Source organism: Roseovarius sp. D22-M7 (genome assembly GCF_037083785.1).
Classification (GTDB): domain Bacteria; phylum Pseudomonadota; class Alphaproteobacteria; order Rhodobacterales; family Rhodobacteraceae; genus Roseovarius.
On sequence record NZ_JBAPKY010000103.1, the window covers coordinates 1 to 5,443 of the forward strand.

Sequence of the window (5,443 nt, forward strand, 5' to 3'; positions counted from 1 at the left end):
AAGGCGTGGCCCGTCGCCCGCAAACCGTCTGGCTGAAACCCGTATGATCGGGAAAATATTCTTCTCGCCAGACTTCTTCAGCAGCCTGTTAGGTGCCCCTTGACCTCGACGGGGATACCATCGTCCTCTGACGGAGAGACGACAATTTCTGCGACCAGATCCCTCACCGTATCCCGTGCCGTGCTGTCCGGTTTACCATCCGGTGAAGTGAGCGAAGTAACTAGGTCTCGCAAGGCGGACGCATACCGTGCCGGCGTGGCCGGGTTGAAGGTGATGTCCTCGTCACGCTCGTCGAGGGCCGCGAGTTCCACCTCCGCGGCGCGAAGGCCGTTCTTAGCCTCGAGGATTTTCGCTTCACCATCAGGGCCGTCCAGAATTCCCCGCTCATACAGTTTCAGGCGACGCTCGAACAGATTGCGTGCTTCTGCGACCGCGCGCTGGAGCTTGCCTTGAATCGCCCCGGTTTTACCGGAGACCTATAGCTTCATTTCACGCGACCATATCGAGCACGTCGCGCTGTGCATAGAAGTTCTCTTCGGCTTGGCCGCCGAACACCGCGAAGAGAAGACCGTCATGATCGACGCGACCTATCTCAAGGCCCACCGCACCGCGACCAGCATGGGCGTGAAAAAGGGGGGCGTGGGCGCCTGATCGGGCGCACCAAAGGCGGCATGAACACCAAGCTGCATGCGGTCTGCGACAGCCAGGGCCGACCTCTCAGCTTGTTCATCACTGCCGGTCAGGTGAGCGATTACATCGGAGCGCGGGCCATGCTGGGCAGTCTGCCAAGGGTCGACTGGCTGCTTGGGGACCGCGGCCATGACGCCGATTGGTTCAGAGAAGGGTTGGAAGACAAAGGGATACGCGCCTGCATCCCGGGTCGCAAGCAGCGCAAGACCACCGTGAAACACGACNTATGACGCCGATTGGTTCAGAGATGCGTTGGAAGACAAAGGGATACGCGCCTGCATCCCGGGTCGGAAGCAGCGGAAGACCACCGTGAAATACGACAAGCGCCGGTACAAACGTCGCAACCGGATCGAGATCATGTTCGGCAGGCTCAAGGACTGGCGGCGTGTCGCAACTCGGTATGACAGGTGCCCCAAGGTCTTCCTCTCGGCGATCGCACTCGCCGCGACTGTCATCTATTGGTTATGAGTCCAGACCCTACGCCATTGTCGATCCCCGTGGACCCACCTTCGCACATTGATGCCTTGGCGGGGCGTTCAAATCATGAACGTCATAAGTTAAGTGATGGCTCGATCCTCCGCGGAAGCGTTCTGGCGCAGACCAGGGTCAACACACGCCAATGTGAAATTACCTTGACTCGACTCAACTCTCGGGCGACCTTGGAACAACGTTCACGATGAGCGTGTTTTCTTGTCACGCTCAAAATATCCGGGGGTCTTTCAACTTCCGGCATCAATAGAAGTAAAAAACGTGCGTCCCGTCAAGCTTACGGCTGTGGATCCCGCTTGGCTAGCATCGGTTCCACGATGTGAGGCAGGGGACTCAGTATTGCCGGGTGCAGTCGAATGAAGCTTTCTGCAAGGCTCGAAGAGAGATCGTGCCACGCGCGAATTATCCCCGGCATATCCCGTGGTTCGAAAAAATCAACAGATCTAACTTAACTTCCAAAGGAATACTGAAATGGCTATCGCAGTCGAAACGACAACATCGGCCCGTAATCTCGAAGACGTGATGTGGCAAAAGTTCGTGCGCGGTCTGGCCGCCACGAGTGTCGGCAAAGGGCTCGATCCCAAGACCGTCATGCCGACCTCCGGATTGACACAGGCTGACTGGGAGGTGATGGACATCACCGGCCTCCCGTCGAACTCTGCCAACCCCGCCGCCAAGGGCAGCATAATCGTGCCGGCACTGGAACAGTGGGCCGATGTCATGCCGACATGGGCGCCGAACTACATGCCCTCTTCGCTGGATTTCCACGACCAGTATTCCGCATTTCTGAACTCGATCGAGTTGTCAGGGGGCAATGCCGCGTTGCAGCAAATCGCTGATGGATACGCGACGAATGTCACGACGGCGCGGAGCAAGCTATCGGCCGACCGCATGCAGGTGTTCACGGACTGGTCGGCGTTCAATACGGCACAGGCCGGCATCCCGCCATCGGCGCAGACCCAATACCAGAGCTGGTACAACTCGACCTGGGCCTCGACGATCCTCAACGACGAAAACCAGGTCAAGGCGCAGACCGCCAAGTATCGTCAGGCTCTCGCGGCGGTCGGCGGGCCGGACTACCAGACGATCGTTACTGCACAGGACCGTGCCAACCTGAGCGCGCCCTCCGGTAATGCACTCGTTTACAACGGCGTGACTTATCCGGGCTACAGCGTCACACCCGGGCTCAACGACTGGTATGTCAGCGCATTGCAGACCCTCGCAAACGGCTCTGCCCCGGCAATCGACATCGAGCTGTCGGCCGATGACGACAACATGTCGGGCACCGAGGACAGCAGTTACGCCGGTGGCGGAGCGAGCGTGAGCTACAGCGCCTTCCTCTGGAGCGGATCCGCCTCGGCCTCCTACCAGCAGTCCAAAGGCGCGCAAAGCCATGACAGCCTTGTGCAGGGGATGAAGATCAAGTACACCGCCCAAGCGGCGAGCATGTTCACCTTTTCGCCGTCCCGTTGGTATGACAGCGCGATGGTCAGCGCGTTCCACGACCATATCTCGCCGAATTCGGCATTTGCGAACAAGCCGCTGTTCGGGGCGGGCGGCCTTCTGAACATCTGGTCCAAGCAGGTCATCGTGGTTCTGAAGCCCAGCGTGACGATCTCTGGTGACAAGACCCAGATCGCGAGCCTGTCCAACCAGTTCCAACAGAGCAGTTCGGCCAGCATTTCCGTCGGCGCCTTCTGCTGGAGTGCCTCCGCCAACGCAGCACAAGGCCAGAGCCACTATGACACGGACGTCAAGGTCTCTTCCGATGGCACGTCGATCACGATGACCGACAACACCAACTCTCCCAAGGTGATCGCCGTCATTCCCACCAAGCTGGGCTGACCCAACGGGACTGCGCGGGGCCAGCTCCGCGCAGTCCTTCACGCTTCGGACCCATCTCCGGCATCTCTTGGGCGACGTAAACGCGGATCCCTCTCCGGCCTGTCGCGGAGGTCGTTTTTTCGGGAGTCATCGTGCCTGATCCCTCCCCGTCCCTTTGGCAGCAGTTCACCGCCGAGCTCAGCCAGTATGCCGGCATCGACCAGAACCTGTTCAAACTCGCCTCGGGGCTGGTTGCCGCGGATTGGGAGATGCTGGACACGACAGGCCTGCCGCCGACACCGCCGAATCTGGGGCAACCGGTCGCGGCAAGCATCTTCGATTGGGCCGATCCGATGCCGACATGGGCGCCGGCCTCGTACACGCCCGGCAACGGCTTTTCGGACATGTATCGCGCCTTTCTCGGCGCGCTGAAGCCCTCGCCGCCGGTCAAGGCAGCCATTGCCCGCTCGACGCAATATCGCATGCCGGATCAGGCGACCGGACCGTATGCGGGATACACGATCGCACCCAGCCTTTCGGCCTGGTACGTCGCTGCCTTACAGGCGGAAACCGGCGGCAAGGCCCCGCAGCTCGATTTCACGATCAGGTCCGCAGCCGGGCCGATGGCCGCGGCCGTGCTTCCCCAGGCGGCCTTGGCGCAGGCAAGGGTAACACCCGTCACAGCCGCCGCCGCGCCGACGCGCATGACCGGACATCCCCGGCCACCGGGCTCAGGTGGCGTCGAAATGCCGTTTCTTTGCATCGACCCGCCAACTCCTGGGCCCGCCATCGCAAGACGGCTTGCCCCATCCCCCGGAGGCCCCGGGCCGCAGACACCGTCCGTTTCTGCGGCCCGGATGTCGATCCGGTACGAGGCCCAGTCGCTGAGCAAGTTCTTCATTCACCCCGGTGGCTGGTACGACAGCAGCATGCTTGCGATCTATGACGACCAGATCATGCCCAGTTCGCCTCTCGCGAAAAAGGACCTGTTCGGAGAGAAAGGTCTGTTGAACCTCACGACGAATGCCCTTGTGGTTGCCTACAAGCGCTCGGTCACGCTGAACGGTCCGTCATCGGAGATCGCCAAGTTCAAATCCGCGCTTCAGGGCGGCAGCACTGTCAGTGCAGGCGGCTTCGCCTTCCACCCGGGCACTGACAGCGTGGCAAGCAGCAACAGCGACACCACGCTCCGCCTTGCCGACAATACCAACACCCCGCACGTAATCGGGATCGGGATCCAGATCATGGGATAGTCACAGCAAGAGGCGGCTTCGCATTGATCCACGATGCGAGTGACGCGAAATTTCGCCGTAGATCGCTGGAATCTTTTATTGACGCGCCTTTCTGACAAGAATGACACTCAAGCAAACAAAAGGCGCTGTTATACTTCAACTATTCAATCAACATTTTTTTATATATATCGGAAAGAGAAAAAAGTCATGTTTGTCCGGTCCCTCAAAGGGGTATGCGATGAGCGTTCCGCCTATGTCAATCCCGGAGACAGAATGGACAGCGGACTCGGTTGGATGATCTGAGCGTCGCGGGGCAAAATTCCGCGGTCTGACACCCGAGGCGAACGAGCCGAGGGTGGGGAGATGTATTCTGTGGACTTATACAACCGTTTCCGTCGGGCGTGCCATGTTGATGGTATGAGCAAAAGTGCAGCTGGCCGTCTTTTTGGGATCGACCGCAAAACGGTGGCAAAGATCCTGCTGCATTCCGTTCCCCCAGGGTATCGGCGAACTGCTTTGCCTGTCCGCCCGAAGCTTGATCCGTTCATTCCGATTATCGATCAGATCCTGGAAGACGACAAACGGGTCATCAAGAAGCAGCGGCATACGGCCAAGCGCATCCATGCCCGGCTGCGGGACGAGCATGGCTTCACCGGGGGGATCACGATCGTCACGGATTATGTCCGCGAGAAGCAACGCCGATCAAAGGAAGTGTTCGTCCCGCTGTCGCACGCGCCCGGTCACGCCCAGGTGGATTTCGGCGAGGCACTTGGCGTGATCGGCGGCGTAGAATGCAAGCGGCACTATTTCGCGATGGCGTTGCCGCACTCGGACGCGTTTTTCATCAAGGCCTACCCCGCCGAGACGGCCGAAGCGTTCTGCGATGGTCATGTCTCAGCTTTTGCGTTCTTCGGCGGGGTGCCGTTGTCGATCCTCTATGACAACACGACGATCACGGTGGCGAAGATCTGCGGCGACGGCAAGCGGGAACGCACCAGGATCTTTGCCGAGCTTCAGTCGCATTACCTGTTCGAGGACAAGTTCGGTCGGCCGGGAAAGGGCAACGACAAAGGCAATGTCGAAGGCGTCATCGGCTACGGGCGACGGAACTTTCTCGGACCTGCGCCCCGGTTCGACGGCGTCGATGACCTGAATGACTGGCTGGAAGACCGGTGCCTGAAGCGCCAGGACGATACCGTCCGTGGCCA

The 5,443-nt window shown here is 59.9% G+C and carries 3 protein-coding genes and 1 pseudogene; all 4 read left to right on the forward strand.

Going from position 1 to position 5,443, the window contains the following annotated elements; genetic code table 11:
- Positions 1-528: 528 nt before the first annotated feature.
- Positions 529-1,158: pseudogene (locus V8324_RS20875) on the forward strand (transposase); the annotation flags it as partial.
- A gap of 492 nt (positions 1,159-1,650) precedes the next feature.
- Positions 1,651-3,024, forward strand: coding sequence for a hypothetical protein (locus V8324_RS20880; protein ID WP_336421823.1), 1,374 nt, complete (start codon positions 1,651-1,653; stop codon positions 3,022-3,024).
- A 248-nt stretch (positions 3,025-3,272) separates the two neighbouring features.
- A complete protein-coding gene (locus tag V8324_RS20885) occupies positions 3,273-4,256 on the forward strand; it encodes a hypothetical protein (protein ID WP_336421824.1) in 984 nt (327 codons plus the stop codon).
- Positions 4,257-4,598: 342 nt separating this feature from the next.
- The coding region (istA, locus tag V8324_RS20890; protein ID WP_336421826.1) for an IS21 family transposase at positions 4,599-5,443 on the forward strand (845 nt) is incomplete at its 3' end.

What these genes read in the sequence shown, in the direction of transcription:
- V8324_RS20880 (WP_336421823.1), top strand. Translation starts at nt 1,651, where the DNA reads ATGGCTATCGCAGTCGAAACGACAACATCGGCCCGTAATCTCGAAGAC.
- V8324_RS20885 (WP_336421824.1), top strand. Translation starts at nt 3,273, where the DNA reads ATGCTGGACACGACAGGCCTGCCGCCGACACCGCCGAATCTGGGGCAA.